Annotated in this window: 13 protein-coding genes; 6 read left to right on the top strand and 7 right to left on the bottom strand. The window is 70.7% G+C overall.

The window, feature by feature from the left end:
* Nucleotides 1-14 precede the first annotated feature (14 nt).
* Nucleotides 15-1,694, bottom strand: a complete 1,680-nt coding sequence (locus KYY02_RS15195) for a sodium:solute symporter family protein (protein WP_371238472.1) — start codon at nt 1,692-1,694, stop codon at nt 15-17.
* Between the two features lie 176 nt (nt 1,695-1,870).
* Between KYY02_RS15195 and galT the strand changes: the two genes are divergently transcribed.
* The 3 genes from galT to galK are packed head-to-tail and all read left to right on the top strand — an operon-like array spanning nt 1,871 to nt 5,110.
* A complete protein-coding gene (gene galT / locus KYY02_RS15190) occupies nt 1,871-2,932 on the top strand; it encodes a galactose-1-phosphate uridylyltransferase (RefSeq protein ID WP_371238471.1) in 1,062 nt (353 codons plus the stop codon).
* Entirely contained in the window at nt 2,929-3,909 is a 981-nt protein-coding gene (gene galE / locus KYY02_RS15185) for a UDP-glucose 4-epimerase GalE (RefSeq protein ID WP_371238470.1), read from the top strand. The genes galT and galE overlap by 4 nt, the downstream gene beginning before the upstream one ends.
* 28 nt (nt 3,910-3,937) lie before the next feature.
* On the top strand, nt 3,938-5,110 hold the full coding sequence (galK, locus tag KYY02_RS15180) for a galactokinase (protein ID WP_371238469.1): 1,173 nt from the start codon (nt 3,938-3,940) through the stop codon (nt 5,108-5,110).
* Nucleotides 5,111-5,330: 220 nt separating this feature from the next.
* Here the strand turns inward: galK and KYY02_RS15175 are convergent, their stop codons facing one another.
* A complete protein-coding gene (locus KYY02_RS15175) occupies nt 5,331-5,786 on the bottom strand; it encodes a GNAT family N-acetyltransferase (protein ID WP_371238468.1) in 456 nt (151 codons plus the stop codon).
* Between the two features lie 293 nt (nt 5,787-6,079).
* On the opposite strand from KYY02_RS15175, the gene KYY02_RS15170 reads away from it, so the two are divergent.
* On the top strand, nt 6,080-6,847 hold the full coding sequence (locus KYY02_RS15170; RefSeq protein WP_371238467.1) for a LuxR C-terminal-related transcriptional regulator: 768 nt from the start codon (nt 6,080-6,082) through the stop codon (nt 6,845-6,847).
* Here KYY02_RS15170 and KYY02_RS15165 read toward each other — a convergent pair.
* Nucleotides 6,806-7,303, bottom strand: a complete 498-nt coding sequence (locus KYY02_RS15165; protein WP_371238466.1) for a MarR family winged helix-turn-helix transcriptional regulator — start codon at nt 7,301-7,303, stop codon at nt 6,806-6,808. The genes KYY02_RS15170 and KYY02_RS15165 overlap by 42 nt on opposite strands.
* Nucleotides 7,304-7,420: 117 nt before the next feature.
* Between KYY02_RS15165 and KYY02_RS15160 the strand changes: the two genes are divergently transcribed.
* A complete protein-coding gene (locus KYY02_RS15160) occupies nt 7,421-8,239 on the top strand; it encodes a trans-aconitate 2-methyltransferase (protein ID WP_371238465.1) in 819 nt (272 codons plus the stop codon).
* Between the two features lie 2 nt (nt 8,240-8,241).
* Here the strand turns inward: KYY02_RS15160 and KYY02_RS15155 are convergent, their stop codons facing one another.
* From KYY02_RS15155 to KYY02_RS15140, 4 genes are read right to left on the bottom strand one after another with little or no spacing between them, the layout of a single operon-like run.
* On the bottom strand, nt 8,242-8,493 hold the full coding sequence (locus KYY02_RS15155) for a type II toxin-antitoxin system RelE family toxin (protein ID WP_371238464.1): 252 nt from the start codon (nt 8,491-8,493) through the stop codon (nt 8,242-8,244).
* Entirely contained in the window at nt 8,490-8,744 is a 255-nt protein-coding gene (locus tag KYY02_RS15150; protein WP_371238463.1) for a type II toxin-antitoxin system Phd/YefM family antitoxin, read from the bottom strand. The genes KYY02_RS15155 and KYY02_RS15150 overlap by 4 nt, the downstream gene beginning before the upstream one ends.
* A 41-nt stretch (nt 8,745-8,785) precedes the next feature.
* Nucleotides 8,786-9,463: a TetR family transcriptional regulator gene (locus KYY02_RS15145; protein WP_371238462.1), complete on the bottom strand. Its 678-nt coding sequence runs from the start codon at nt 9,461-9,463 to the stop codon at nt 8,786-8,788.
* Complete coding sequence (locus KYY02_RS15140) at nt 9,460-10,473, bottom strand: acyl-CoA desaturase (RefSeq protein WP_371238461.1); 1,014 nt, start codon at nt 10,471-10,473, stop codon at nt 9,460-9,462. The genes KYY02_RS15145 and KYY02_RS15140 overlap by 4 nt, the downstream gene beginning before the upstream one ends.
* Before the next feature lie 291 nt (nt 10,474-10,764).
* Here KYY02_RS15140 and ppc point away from each other — a divergent pair, with 291 nt between their 5' ends.
* A complete protein-coding gene (ppc, locus tag KYY02_RS15135; protein WP_371238460.1) occupies nt 10,765-13,497 on the top strand; it encodes a phosphoenolpyruvate carboxylase in 2,733 nt (910 codons plus the stop codon).
* Nucleotides 13,498-13,899 lie beyond the last annotated feature (402 nt).

Below are 13,899 nucleotides of genomic sequence, written 5' to 3'. Positions count from 1 at the left end.
CCATCCTCCCGCGATCAGAACGAGAACGGGATGTAGCAGGCGGCAGCCAGGATCACCGCACCCCAGCCCAGCAGCGCAGGCTTCCGGTACCACGCGTCGTCGCCCTCCGCGGGCGGTTCCGCCATGCCGGGGGAGCGCGTGCCGTAGACCAGACCCTTGAGCTCCTCCGCCGGCTTGGGGGCCGTGAAGAGCGACACGGCGACCATGACCACCGCGCCCGCGACGAAGCCGGCGATCGCGGAGACGAAGTTGGCGCCCTGGTCGGAGGGGATGTCGATGACGCCCTGCTTGTAGATCCAGAAGTAGTTCACCATCGCGGCGGTGGTGCCGGCGAGCAGGCCCCAGAAGCCGGACTTCATGGACGCCCGCTTCCAGAACATGCCGATGATGAAGACCACGAACATCGGCACGTTGAAGAAGGAGAACAGCGTCTGCAGGTAGCTCATGATGTTCGAGAACGAGGACGCGAGGAACGCCGTGCCGATGGAGGCGAGGACACCGATCGCGGTGATCAGACGGCCGAAGCGGACGTAGTACTCGTCCGCGCGGTGCTTCACCACGTACTTCGACCAGACGTCGTTGGTGAAGACGGTGTTGAAGGAGGAGATGTTGGCCGCCATGCCGGCCATGAACGCGGCCAGCAGGCCGGTGACGGCGATGCCCAGGACGCCGTTGGGCAGGAGCTGCTGCATCAGGTACGGGATCGCGTCGTTGTACTGCAGGTCCGAGTCGCCCGTGCCGATCGCGGGGACCAGTACGGCGGCGACCAGGCCCGGGATCATCACCAGGAACACGATGAAGATCTTCGGGAACGCGGCGATGAGCGGGGTGCGCTGGGCGGCCGAGAGGTTCTTGGCGGACAGGGCGCGCTGCACCTCGGCGAAGTTCGTCGTCCAGTAGCCGAAGGAGAGGACGAAGCCGAGGCCGAGGACGATGGTCAGCCAGTTGGCGCCGAGCGGGTTGTCGCTGCCGATGCCGGTGCCGCCCCAGGCGGTCATGAAGTCGTCGCCGCGCGCCTGGGTGAGGGAGTCGGACAGACCGTCCCAGCCGCCCACGCTCTTCAGGCCGAGCACCGTGATCGGGATGAGCGCGGCGAGGATGACGAAGAACTGCAGGACCTCGTTGTAGATCGCCGAGGAGAGACCGCCGAGGGTGATGTAGGCCAGGACGAAGAAGCCGGCGACGACGATCGCCACCCACTGCGGCCAGCCGAGGAGGGCTTCGACCACGATCGCGAGGGCGTACAGGTTCACGCCGGCGATCAGGATGGCCGCCGCCGCGAAGAGGACCGAGCTGAACAGGTGAGCGGCCTTGTCGAAGCGCAGCAGCAGGAACTCGGGGACCGAGCGGACCTTGCTGCCGTAGTAGAACGGCATCATCACCAGGCCCAGGAAGACCATCGCGGGGATGGCGCCGATCCAGTACCAGTGGGTCGTGTAGACGCCGTACTGGGCGCTGTTGGCCGCCATGCCGAGGATCTCGGTGGCGCCGAGGTTGGCCGCGATGAAGGCCAGACCGGTGACCCAGGCGGGCAGGGAGCGGCCGGACAGGAAGAAGTCGAGGCTGGTCTTGACCGAGCGGCGGGCGGCGAAGCCGATGCCCAGCACGACGACGAAGTAGATCCCGAGGATCGTGTAGTCCAGCCAGTTGGTGGGGAGCCGAAGCTCCGCGGCTAGGTATGTGGGGGTCTGCATACACACTCGCTTCGGTCGCGAACTGATCCGGTACGGAACCCATGCCTCCGTGTTCAGTTACTGAACACTTCCCGTGGCGTCCTTTGTTTGATTGTGATAAGCAGGGCTTGCTGATTGGTTATGATGTGTTATGTTTGATTGTGTTGAGTGATGGACGGGTGCAGAGGAGAGCGGCAGTGAAGAAGACCTCGACCCGGCTGGCCGACGGTCGCGAACTCATCTACTACGACCTGGGCGACGACACCGTCCGCGACGCCGTCGACCGCCGGCCGCTGGACGCCACGGTCACCACGTCCGAGATCCGCCGCGACGCGCTGCTGGGCGACTCCGTCGCCATCGCCTCCCACCGCCAGGGGCGCACCTATCACCCGCCGGCCGACGAATGTCCGCTGTGTCCCTCCGAGGGCGACCGGCTGAGCGAGATCCCGGACTCGTCGTACGACGTGGTCGTCTTCGAGAACCGTTTCCCCTCGCTGGCCGGGGACTCGGGCCGGTGCGAGGTCGTCTGCTTCACCTCCGACCACCACTCCTCCTTCGCCGGTCTGAGCGAGCGGCAGGCGCGACTGGTGCTCGACGCCTGGACCGACCGGACCTCCGAGCTGTCGCATCTGCCCTCCGTGGAACAGGTCTTCTGCTTCGAGAACCGGGGGGCCGAGATCGGCGTCACCCTCCAGCACCCGCACGGGCAGATCTACGCCTACCCCTTCACCACCCCCCGCACCGCCCTGACGTTGCGCCAAGTGGCCGCACACAAGGAGGCGACGGGCGGTGAGAACCTGTTCGACGCCGTGCTGGAGCGGGAGCGGGCCGACGAGCGGATCGTCCTCGAGGGGGAACACTGGGTGGCCTTCGTGCCGTACGCGGCGCACTGGCCCTACGAGGTCCACCTCTACCCCAAGCGCCGGGTGCCCGACCTGCTCGGACTGGACGAGGCGGCGCGCACAGAGTTCCCCCAGGTGTATCTGGAACTCTTGAAGCGCTTCGACCGGATCTTCGGGGAGGGAGAGCCTCCGACGCCGTACATCGCGGCCTGGCACCAGGCCCCGTTCGGCACGCTGGAGGAGTTCGACGGCGTCACGCGCGACGACTTCGCCCTCCACCTGGAGCTTTTCACCATCCGTCGCACGTCCGGCAAGCTGAAGTTCCTCGCGGGCTCCGAGTCCGGCATGAACGTGTTCATCAACGACGTGCCGCCGGAGCGCGCGGCCGAGCGACTGCGAGAGGTAGCGAGTTCATGAGCGGGAAGTACCTGGTGACGGGTGGGGCCGGTTACGTCGGCGGTGTCGTCGCCCAGCACCTGCTGGAGGCCGGCCACGAGGTCGTCGTGCTCGACAACCTCTCCACCGGGTTCCGGGAGGGCGTTCCCGCGGGCGCGTCGTTCATCGAGGGCGGCATCCGCGACGCCGCCAAGTGGCTGGACCCCTCCTACGACGGCGTGCTGCACTTCGCCGCCTTCTCGCAGGTCGGCGAGTCGGTGGTGAAGCCGGAGAAGTACTGGGACAACAACCTCGGCGGCACCATGGCGCTGCTCGGCGCGATGCGCGAGGCGGGCGTGCACCGGCTCGTGTTCTCCTCCACGGCGGCGACGTACGGCGAGCCCGAGCAGGTCCCGATCGTCGAGTCCGCGCCGACCAGCCCCACCAACCCCTACGGCGCCTCGAAGCTCGCCGTCGACCACATGATCACCGGCGAGGCGGCGGCGCACGGACTGGGCGCGGTCTCCCTGCGCTACTTCAACGTGGCCGGCGCGTACGGACAGTACGGCGAGCGGCACGACCCCGAGTCGCACCTCATCCCGCTCGTGCTGCAGGTGGCCCAGGGACGGCGCGAGGCGATCTCCGTCTACGGCGACGACTACCCGACGCCCGACGGCACCTGCGTGCGCGACTACATCCACGTCGCCGACCTGGCCGAGGCCCATCTGCTCGCACTGAAGGCCGCCGTGCCCGGCGAGCACCTGATCTGCAACCTCGGCAACGGCAACGGCTTCTCCGTCCGTGAGGTCATCGAGACGGTCCGCCGGGTCACCGGCCACCCGATCCCCGAGGTCGTGGCCCCCCGCCGGGGCGGCGACCCGGCGGTCCTGGTCGCGTCGGCCGCCACCGCCCGCGAGAAGCTGGGCTGGAACCCGTCGCGCGCCGACCTCGCGGAGATCGTCGCGGACGCGTGGGAGTTCGCGCAGCAGCGCGCCGAACAGGCCGAACAGGCCGAGTAGAACGTCACGAAGGGGCAGGGTTCAGGGCATGAGCGAGTCCAGCGAGGCCGTCGCGGGGTCCGTCGCCGAACGGTTCGAGGAGCTGTACGGGGCTGCGCCGGACGGGGTGTGGGCGGCACCGGGCCGGGTCAACCTCATCGGTGAGCACACCGACTACAACGACGGCTTCGTCATGCCGTTCGCCCTGCCGCACACCGCGGTCGCCGCGGTGTCCCGGCGGGACGACGGCATCCTGCGGCTGCACTCCGCCGACGTGGACGGGCCGGTCGTGGAACTGGCGGTGGACGCCCTGGTCCCCCAGTCCGACAAGCGGTGGACCGCCTACCCGGCGGGCGTCGTGTGGGCGCTGCGCGAGGCCGGGCACACCGTCACCGGCGCCGACGTCCACCTCGCCTCGACCGTCCCGGCGGGCGCGGGCCTGTCGTCCTCGGCGGCCCTGGAGGTCGTCGTCGCGCTCGCCCTGAACGACCTGTTCGGCCTCGGTCTGCGCGGCTGGCAGCTGGCCCGGCTGTCCCAGCGTGCCGAGAACGTCTACGTCGGTGCCCCCGTCGGCATCATGGACCAGACGGCCTCGGCCTGCTGCGGGACCGGCCACGCCCTGTTCCTCGACACCCGTGACCTCTCCCAGCGCCAGATCCCCTTCGACCTGGCCGCCGAGGGCATGCGCCTGCTCGTCGTCGACACCCGGGTCAAGCACAGCCACAGCGAGGGCGAGTACGGAAAGCGCCGCTCCGGCTGCGAGAAGGGCGCGGCCCTGCTGGGCGTCGACGCCCTGCGGGACGTCCCGTACGCGGAACTGGACGCGGCGCTCCAGCGGCTCGGCGACGAGGAGGAGGTCCGCCGGCTGGTCCGGCACGTGGTGACGGAGGACGAGCGGGTCGAACGGGTCGTCTCCCTGCTGGAGTCGGGCGACACCCGCGCCATCGGCCCGGTGCTCGTGGAGGGCCACGCCTCGCTGCGCGACGACTTCCGCGTCTCCTGCCCCGAACTCGACCTGGTGGTGGAGACCGCCGTGGCCTCCGGCGCCCTCGGCGCCCGCATGACCGGCGGCGGCTTCGGGGGCTCGGCCATCGTCCTGGCGGAGGAGACGGACGTCCCGACGATCACCAAGGCGGTGGAGGAGGCCTTCGCGGCGGCCGGCTTCAAGACCCCCCGGGTCTTCGAGGCGGTGCCGGCGGCGGGCGCGCGGCGGGTGCGCTGACGGCCGGGGAGGGGCGGTCCGGCCCCCGTGCTGTCGAGGACCAGCGGCAGGACACCGACGGGAGCGGATCTCCGGGCCGGACGACGCGCAGGCGGCGTGGCACCCGGGGCCCGCTCCGAGCGGATCGGGCCGGGCTCGGGCGGAGGGCCGGGTCGTCCCGCCACAGCGCCGAGGCCGTGGGGCTGGAGCAGGGGCGGCGGTCGCCGGAGCCGGGGCCCGGTCAGCGCAGCCGTTTCGTCAGCGTGTACTCCGTGATCCCCGGAGGGTAGTCGGGGATCACGCACACCACCTCGTAGCCCTGCCGCTTGTAGAACTCCGGGGCCTGGAAGTCCCAGGTCTCCACGCGGGCGGCCGTGCAGGCGCGTTCGGCGGCGGCGACGCGTTCCGCCTCCGCGAGGAGGCCGGAGCCCAGGCCCGCTCCCCGGTGGCGGGCGTCGACCCACAGGTAGGCCACGTGCAGCCAGGCCGTCCAGGTGTGGCCGACCAGACCGCCCGCGAGATCACCGTTCGCGTCCCGTGCCCACACGTGCAAAGGCGTTTCGCGTTCGCCCGGGGTTCCGCGCAGTGCGCGCAGGACCGGTGAGGCCGCCGTATTGGTGTCCCTCAGCCTCCTGCGGAGCAGATCACGTCGGGCCTTGTCGACTTCTGTCTCAAGACGGAACATGCGGCTCACCATAGACGCGCAAGGCCGCCAGTTCTGCAAATGGCCTTCCGCTCCCGGCGCCCGCCCGTACTCTGATGAACAGCGCCGGTGGGGGCCGGCGCCGTTCAGGGGGCGAGACGGTCGGGTACGGCGTCCGGGGCGGGGGCGGCGGTTGTCGCGCGGCGGCGGCCGTGCGGCTGCGGCGACCCGTCCTGCGTCCGGTGAGCGAGTGACAGGGGCCTCGGCGTCGTACCCGCGCCGGTGTCGCCCTCCGACGATGGGGTGATCCCCTGCTCCGGGAGGAGCTCGGGGGAAGGGGGTTTCGCGTGGTTCGTATCCGGGTCCTGGTCGTCGACGACCATCGCATCTTCGCGGAGTCACTGGCCGCGGCCCTGGCCGCGGAGCCCGATGTCGACGTGTCCGCGGCGGGCAGCGGCCCGGCAGCGCTGCGCTGTCTGGAGCGGGCGGCCGCCGAGGGGCGGCGGTTCGACGTGCTGCTCGTCGACGCCGACCTGGGCGGCAAGGTGCCGGGCGGCCGACCGGCCGTACCCATGCAGACCGGTGACGAGGACGGGCTCGTCGACGGGATGACACTGGTCACCGAGGTGCGTTCGGCGCAGCCGCAGGTACGGGTCGTCGTCCTCGCCGAGAAGGACGAGCCGGTCCGGGCCGCGCTCGCCCTGCAGGCGGGGGCCTCCGGGTGGGTGGCCAAGGACTGCTCGCTGAACCGGCTGCTCACCGTCGTCCGAGGGGTGCTGCGCGACGAGACGCATCTGCCGCCCGCGCTGCTGACGGGCGTGCTGCGGGAGTTGACCACCGCCCGGCGGCACCGCACGGAGAGCGAACGGCTCGTGGAGTCCCTGACCCCGCGCGAGCGGGAGGTGTTGCGGTGCATGGTCGCGGGACTGGGGCGCAAGGCGGTCGCCGAGCGCCTGTATCTGTCCCCGCACACCGTACGGACCCATATGCAGAACGTCCTCGGGAAGTTGGGAGTGCACTCCACCCTCGCCGCGGTGGCCCTCGCCCGACGGGCGGGTGTCGGGCCCGTCGACCTAACCGGGGATGTTGTCGAACGGGGCGGTCAACTGGCGTAGCAACCCAGCCAGTTCACCGCGCTGGGCGTGGGTGAGTTCCGCGAGGATCGCCCGCTCCTGCGCCAGCAGCCCGGCCAGTGCCTGGTCGGCGCGGTCGCGGCCCTCCTTCGTGAGCCGGACCAGGACGCCGCGCCGGTCGCTGGGGTCGGGCAGCCGCTCCACCAGGCCCTTCTTGGCGAGGCGGTCGATACGGTTGGTCATCGTGCCCGAGGTGACGAGCGTCTGCGTGAGGAGCTGCCCCGGCGAGAGCTGGTACGGGGTGCCCGCGCGGCGCAGCGCGGTCAGGACGTCGAACTCCCAGGACTCCAGAGCGTGCTCGGCGAAGGCGAGCCGGCGTGCCCGGTCCAGGTGCCGGGCCAGTCTGCTCACCCGGCTGAGCACCTCGAGCGGTTCCACGTCGAGGTCCGGGCGCTCCCGGCGCCACGCTGCGACCAGCCGATCGACCTCGTCCTCCATGACGATCAGTGTAGTGGTTGTGTCGACGTGAAGTCTCTTGATGTCAAATCTCTTGACGTCGAGATGAATGGAGGTGACGCTGGGTACCCGGCCCTGCGCACCGCACCGGGAGGCCCCATGTCCGTCACCGACCCCCTCTGGGACCCCGCCCAGTACCTGCGTCACGCCGGTCACCGCACCCGGCCCTTCACCGACCTGCTCGCCCGGATCCCGGAACCCCCAGGAGAACCGGCCCGCATCGCCGACCTCGGCTGCGGCGCCGGCGACGTCACGGCCCTGCTCGCCGAGCGCCGGCCCGCCGCCCGCATCACCGGCTACGACAACTCGCCCGAGATGCTCGCCAAGGCCCGCGCCGACCACGAGGGCCCGAGTCCCGGGGGAGGCAGGCTCGACTTCGCCCACGCCGACATCCGCACGTGGACGCCCGAGGAGCCGTACGGCCTGATCGTCAGCAACGCCGCGCTGCAATGGGTCCCGGGGCACGTGGAGCGCTTCCGCGACTGGATCGCCGGGCTCGCCCCCGGGGGCGCCCTCGCCTTCCAGGTGCCGGGCAACTTCGACGCCCCCAGCCACACCCTGATGCGTGAAATCGCCGCCTCCCCGCGCCGGCGCGCCCGCCTGGACGGCGTCCTGCGCCACGACGACGCCGTGCTGCGGCCGGAGGCCTACCTGGAGCACCTGACCGCCCTCGGCTGCACCACAGACGCCTGGGAGACCACGTACATCCACCTGCTGACCGGCGAGGACCCGGTCCTCGACTGGGTCGAGGGCGCCGGCCTGCGGCCCGTCCTCACCGCCCTCGCCGACGACCCGGAGGCGCGGGAGGCCTTCGTCGCCGAATACCGGACGGCCCTGCGAGCCGCCTATCCGGCAGGTCCCCACGGCACCCCGTTCCCCTTCCGCCGCGTCTTCGCGGTCGCTGTCAAGGGGAGTTGACCTCAGGGCGTGCGCCCCAGGTGGGTGACCAGGATGCGGATGACCTGGTCGTCGATGATGTACAGAATCCGGTACTCGCCGATGTGCAGGCGCCGGAGGTCTGGTGATCCGTACGGAACCGAACCCGCCGGCCGGGGGTTCTCGGCGAGCTTGTCGATGGTGTCGAGGACCAGCGAGAGGCCGCTCGCGTCCTCGTCGAGGAATCGGGCCGCGGAGTCGAGGGCGTGCGGCTCGAAGACGATTTCGCGGGTCACTTCTGTTCGAGCCGCAACCGCTTGCGCACCTCGGCCATGGGGATGCCCGGTCCGAGCGTTCCCTCGGCCCTGCGCCGCTGGTAGTCGGCGACCGCCCATGCGTCTTCGAGATCCTCCATGACCTGTGGTGACACGAGAAGTGCTGCCACGCGCCCGTGGTCCGTGAGCGCGATGGTCTCGCGGCTGTGGGCCGCGCGACGGACGAGGTCGCCGAGCTGGGCACGGGCTGCGCTGATCGTGATCTCGGTCATGCGGGCAGAATCGCACAAGGTCGATCCTGTGTGTCATCGGTTCAGCTCTTCCGGTGACCTATCAGCCGCGGCTTCGGCTCCAGGCCGTCCAGCCCGTACCACGCCAGGTTGACCAGGTGGGCCGCCACCTCCGCCTTCTTCGGCCTGCGGACGTCCAGCCACCACTGGCCCGTCAGCGCGACCATCCCGACCAGGGCCTGCGCGTACAGCGGGGCCAGCTTCGGGTCGAAGCCGCGGGACTTGAACTCCCGGACCAGGATGTACTCCACCTGGGTGGCGATGTCCGAGATCAACGAGGCGAAGGAACCCGTCGACTGGGGGATGGGGGAGTCACGGACCAGGATGCGGAAACCGTCCGTGTACTCCTCGATGTAGTCCAGCAGCGCGAACGCCGCCTGCTCGCACAGCTCGCGGGGGTGGCCGGCCGTCAGCGAGCCGGTCACCATGTCCAGCAGCCGCCGCATCTCGCGGTCCACCACCACCGCGTACAGGCCCTCCTTGCCGCCGAAGTGCTCGTACACCACCGGCTTGGAGACTCCGGCCCTCGCCGCGATCTCCTCCACCGACGTGCCCTCGAAGCCCTTCGCCGCGAACAGGGTGCGGCCGATCTCCAGCAGTTGCTGACGCCGCTCGGCACCGGTCATCCGGGTGCGACGCACGCGCCGCGGCTTGTCATTGCTCGGGGTGCTGCTCGAGTCGGTCGCCACGGCGACCATCATGCCGCCTCAGCGGGTTCCTTCCCGCGCCGGGAGCCGCCTTCCGAGGTGTTGCGGCGCGAATCGATACGCGAGCGTGACGGCCACCGCACGTCGTACGCCCAGCCCAACTGCTCGAACCAGCGGATCAGACGGGCGGAGGAGTCCAGTTGCCCGCGCTCCACACCGTGCCGCGCGGACGTCGGGTCGGCGTGGTGCAGGTTGTGCCAGGACTCACCGCAGGACAGCACCGCCAGCCACCACACGTTGCCCGAACGGTCCCGCGACTTGAAGGGACGCTTGCCGACCGCGTGACAGATCGAGTTGATCGACCACGTCACGTGGTGCAACAACGCCACCCGGACGAGTGATCCCCAGAAGAACCCGGTGAACGCGCCCCACCAGGACATGGTGACCAGACCGCCGATCAGCGCGGGCAACGCCAGCGACAGCGCCGTCCACAGGATGAACTGCCGGGAGATCGCCCGCAGCGTCCGGTCCTTGATCAGATCCGGCGCGTACTTGTCCTGCGGCGTCTGCTCCTCGTCGAACATCCAGCCGATGTGCGCCCACCACAGGCCCTTCATCAGCGCCGGGACCGTCTCCCCGTACTTCCACGGCGAATGCGGGTCGCCCTCGTCGTCGGAGAACTTGTGGTGCTTGCGGTGATCGGCCACCCACCGCACCAGCGGCCCCTCCACCGCCATCGAACCGGCGATCGCCAGCGCGATCTTCAACGGCCGCTTCGCCTTGAACGAACCGTGCGTGAAGTGCCGGTGGAAACCGATGGTGATGCCGTGGCAGCCGAGGAAGTAGAAGAAGACCAGCAGACCGAGGTCCAGCCAGCTCACCCCCCACCCCCACGCCAGCGGCACCGCCGCCACCAGCGCCAGGAAGGGGACGATGATGAAGAGCAGCAGCGTGATCTGCTCGATGGAGCGCTTGCGCTCGCCGCCCAGCGTGGCGGAGGGCGCCACGTCGTCGGGCCCGGATCGGTCCGTAGCTTCGTGCAGCACGTCGGAGCCTGAGGTCATGCGTGTTCCCTGTGGGGTATGTGGACTGGGGGTGGGTGCCCGGCCTCCGGAAACGCACTGCATACCTACGCCTCCGTAACCTACGGCAACGTAAGTATGTCAGCGCGTCGCCCGGCGGCAAGAGCCCGTGGGCCTGCGCGTCCGGGTCGACACCTATCCTTGAAGTCGGTCGGACAGCGCGGTCCGCTCTGATTTCTTCCCGGACGTCCGGCCCGCAAGCGGCGTACGCCGCGCGAGACGCTGTCCGGGTTCCCTCCCAGACGAGCTTCAACACTGCAAGGAGCCGCACCTGTGAGCAGTGCCGACGACCAGACCACCACGACGAGCAGCGAGCTGCGCGCCGACATCCGCCGACTGGGTGACCTCCTGGGGGAGACCCTGGTCCGGCAGGAGGGCCCGGAGCTGCTCGACCTCGTCGAGAAGGTGCGCCGACTCACCCGTGAGGACGGCGAGGCCGCCGCCGAGCTGTTGCGGGGCGCCGAACTGCAGACCGCGGCCAAGCTGGTCCGCGCGTTCTCCACCTACTTCCACCTGGCCAACGTCGCCGAGCAGGTGCATCGCGGCCGCGAACTGCGCGCCCGCCGCGCCGCCGAGGGCGGACTGCTCTCCCGTACCGCAGACCGCCTCAAGGACGCCGACCCCGAACACCTGAGCGAAACGGTCCGCAACCTCAACATCCGGCCCGTCTTCACCGCGCACCCCACCGAGGCCGCCCGCCGCTCCGTCCTCAACAAGCTCCGCCGCATCGCCGCGCTCCTCGACACCCCGGTCATCGCCTCCGACCGGCGTCGCCTGGACACCCGGCTGGCCGAGAACATCGACCTCGTCTGGCAGACCGACGAACTGCGCGTGGTCCGTCCCGAACCCGCCGACGAGGCCCGCAACGCCGTCTACTACCTCGACGAACTGCACGCCGGCGCCGTCGGCGACGTCCTGGAGGACCTCACCGCCGAGCTGGAGCGCGTCGGCGTCCACCTTCCCGACGACACCCGCCCCCTCACCTTCGGCACCTGGATCGGCGGCGACCGCGACGGCAACCCCAACGTCACCCCCCAGGTCACCTGGGACGTGCTCATCCTCCAGCACGAACACGGCATCAACGACGCCCTGGAGATGATCGACGAACTGCGCGGCTTCCTCTCCAACTCCATCCGCTACACGGGTGCGACGGAGGAACTGCTCGCCTCCCTCCGGGCCGACCTCGACGCCCTCCCCGAGATCAGCCCCCGCTACAAGCGCCTCAACGCCGAGGAGCCCTACCGGCTCAAGGCCACCTGCATCCGCCAGAAGCTGGAGAACACCAAGCTCCGCCTCGCCAAGGGCACCGCCCACGAACCCGGCCGCGACTACCTCGGCACCGGCGAGCTCCTCGCCGACCTGCGGCTCATCCAGGCATCCCTGCGCGAACACCGCGGAGGCCTCTTCGCCGACGGCCGCCTCGCCCGCACGATCCGCACCCTGGCCGCCTTCGGGCTCCAGCTCGCCACCATGGACGTGCGTGAACACGCCGACGCCCACCACCACGCCCTCGGCCAGCTGTTCGACCGGCTCGGCGAGGAATCCTGGCGGTACGCCGACATGCCCCGCGAGTACCGGTCCAAGCTGCTCGCCAAGGAGCTCCGCAGCAGGCGCCCCCTCGCCCCCACCCCCGCGCCCGTCGACGCCGCCGGAGAGAAGACCCTCGGCGTCTTCCAGACCGTCAAGCGCGCCCTGGAGGTCTTCGGCCCCGAGGTCGTCGAGTCCTACATCATCTCCATGTGCCAGGGCGCCGACGACGTCTTCGCCGCCGCCGTCCTCGCCCGTGAGGCCGGACTCATCGACCTGCACGCCGGCTGGGCCAAGATCGGCATCGTCCCGCTCCTGGAGACCACCGACGAACTCAAGGCCGCCGACACCATCCTCGAGAACATGCTCGCCGACCCCTCCTACCGGCGCCTCGTCGCCCTCAGGGGCGATGTCCAGGAGGTCATGCTCGGCTACTCCGACTCCTCCAAGTTCGGCGGCATCACCACCAGCCAGTGGGAGATCCACCGCGCCCAGCGCCGCCTGCGCGACGTCGCCCACCGCTACGGCGTACGGCTGCGCCTCTTCCACGGCCGCGGCGGCACCGTCGGCCGCGGCGGCGGCCCCACCCACGACGCCATCCTCGCCCAGCCCTGGGGCACCCTCGAGGGCGAGATCAAGGTCACCGAACAGGGCGAGGTCATCTCCGACAAGTACCTCATCCCCTCCCTCGCCCGGGAGAACCTGGAACTGTCCGTCGCGGCCACCCTCCAGGCATCCGCCCTGCACACCGCGCCCCGCCAGTCCGACGAGGCCCTCGCCCGCTGGGACGCCGCCATGGACGTCGTCTCCGACGCCGCCCACACGGCCTACCGGGGGCTCGTCGAGGACCCCGACCTGCCGGCGTACTTCCTGGCTTCCACGCCGGTCGACCAGCTCGCCGACCTGCACCTGGGCTCGCGGCCCTCCCGCCGCCCCGGCTCGGGCGTCTCGCTCGACGGACTGCGCGCCATCCCGTGGGTGTTCGGCTGGACCCAGTCCCGGCAGATCGTCCCCGGCTGGTTCGGCGTCGGCTCCGGTCTCAGGGCCCTGCGCGAGGCCGGACTCGACACCGTCCTCGACGAGATGCACCAGCAGTGGCACTTCTTCCGCAACTTCATCTCCAACGTCGAGATGACCCTCGCCAAGACCGACCTGCGCATCGCCCAGCACTACGTCGACACCCTCGTCCCCGACCACCTCAAGCACGTCTTCGACGCCATCAGGGCCGAGCACGAACTGACCGTCACCGAGGTCCTGCGCGTCACCGGCGAGCAGGAACTCCTGGACGCCACCCCGGTCCTCAAGCAGACCTTCGCCATCCGCGACGCCTACCTGGACCCGATCTCCTACCTCCAGGTGGCTCTCCTCAAGCGCCAGCGCGACGCCGTCGGCACCGGCGAACAGCCCGACCCGCTGCTCTCCCGCGCCCTGCTGCTCACCGTCAACGGCGTCGCTGCCGGCCTGCGCAACACCGGCTGACCCGACCGCGGTGAAGGGCGCCCCCGGCCTCGTACGGCCGGGGGCGCCCTTCGTGTGCGCCTCCTCGGGCTCGTACGGCCGGGAGAGCCGCGGCCGGCAGTGCCGCTCCCGACGGCGCCGGCACCCACGCCGCCCGCGTCCGCAGCGGACCGCCGGCCACCACGACCGGCGCGAGCAGCAGCGCGCCGCCCGGCGGAACCCACGCGTGCGGAACCCCGGCACCACCCGGACGGACCGCATGGGTGCCGCCCGGCTTCGGCACCACCGTGCACGTCCGCCCCCCGCCAGGGTCACCGAGTCCTCCGGCGCGGCCTCCGTACGCGGCTGCGACCCGGCGACAGCGGGGTGCACGGCCCCGTGCAGGTCCTCGCGCCGCACCGCGTCACCTCCACCGTGCCCCGC

Origin of the sequence: Streptomyces pimonensis (genome assembly GCF_041380215.1) — a bacterium.
Taxonomy (GTDB): domain Bacteria; phylum Actinomycetota; class Actinomycetes; order Streptomycetales; family Streptomycetaceae; genus Streptomyces; species Streptomyces pimonensis.
Note: the sequence above shows the minus strand (reverse complement) of the source record. Positions and strands in the feature narration are given on the sequence as shown.

Bases quoted from the DNA above. Each gene is read 5' to 3' on its own strand.
- KYY02_RS15160 (WP_371238465.1), top strand. From the start codon at position 7,421: ATGTCCGTCACCGACCCCCTCTGGGACCCCGCCCAGTACCTGCGTCAC.
- KYY02_RS15150 (WP_371238463.1), bottom strand. From the start codon at position 8,744: ATGACCGAGATCACGATCAGCGCAGCCCGTGCCCAGCTCGGCGACCTC.
- galE (WP_371238470.1), top strand. From the start codon at position 2,929: ATGAGCGGGAAGTACCTGGTGACGGGTGGGGCCGGTTACGTCGGCGGT.
- KYY02_RS15165 (WP_371238466.1), bottom strand. From the start codon at position 7,303: ATGGAGGACGAGGTCGATCGGCTGGTCGCAGCGTGGCGCCGGGAGCGC.
- KYY02_RS15195 (WP_371238472.1), bottom strand. From the start codon at position 1,694: ATGCAGACCCCCACATACCTAGCCGCGGAGCTTCGGCTCCCCACCAAC.
- KYY02_RS15140 (WP_371238461.1), bottom strand. From the start codon at position 10,473: ATGACCTCAGGCTCCGACGTGCTGCACGAAGCTACGGACCGATCCGGG.
- galK (WP_371238469.1), top strand. From the start codon at position 3,938: ATGAGCGAGTCCAGCGAGGCCGTCGCGGGGTCCGTCGCCGAACGGTTC.
- KYY02_RS15175 (WP_371238468.1), bottom strand. From the start codon at position 5,786: ATGGTGAGCCGCATGTTCCGTCTTGAGACAGAAGTCGACAAGGCCCGA.
- KYY02_RS15145 (WP_371238462.1), bottom strand. From the start codon at position 9,463: ATGATGGTCGCCGTGGCGACCGACTCGAGCAGCACCCCGAGCAATGAC.